Here is a 543-nt window from a genome sequence, read left to right as displayed (position 1 = left end):
CTTGGCGATCGGCTCGGCCGGTTTTGGCCCGGTGACATACGCCAGGCTGATCATCGCCAACGCGCCCACCGGCAAGGTCCATGCATATTTCTGGCTGTTGTGACGCGTGTTGAAGTAGTGCCGCACCAACACTGCCGCCACCGCGATACCGGCCAGGATCAGCCAGTTGTATTGACTGCCGTAGGTGCTCGGGAAGTGGTTGCTGATCATGATGAACAGCACCGGCAAAGTGAAGTAGTTGTTGTGGCGTGAACGCAGCAAACCCTTGGCCGGCAGGGCCGGGTCCGGCGTGCGGTTCTCGGCGATGGCCGCCACCAGCGCGCGCTGCGCCGGCATGATGATGCGGAACACGTTGCCCACCATGATGGTGCCGATCACCGCACCGACGTGCAGGTAGGCGCCACGGCCGCTGAACACTTTGCTGAAGCCATAGGCTGCCGCAATCAACAGCACAAACAGGATAAAACCGAGCAGGGCAGGGCGTTTGCCCAAGGCCGAGTCGCAGAGGAAGGAGTAGATGAACCAGCCGGCGAACAGTGAGCC

General features: G+C 61.7%; 1 protein-coding gene. It reads right to left on the bottom strand.

Features of this window, described 5'->3' with window-relative positions; genetic code table 11:
- The coding region (locus tag IQK56_RS30700) for a urate hydroxylase PuuD (protein ID WP_193901980.1) at positions 1 to 543 on the bottom strand (543 nt) is incomplete at both ends.

Origin of the sequence: Pseudomonas cyclaminis (genome assembly GCF_015163715.1) — a bacterium.
In the GTDB taxonomy this organism is placed as follows: domain Bacteria; phylum Pseudomonadota; class Gammaproteobacteria; order Pseudomonadales; family Pseudomonadaceae; genus Aquipseudomonas; species Aquipseudomonas cyclaminis.
The sequence above is the reverse complement of the archived record's forward strand: the minus strand, read 5'-3'. Positions and strand labels throughout refer to the sequence as shown.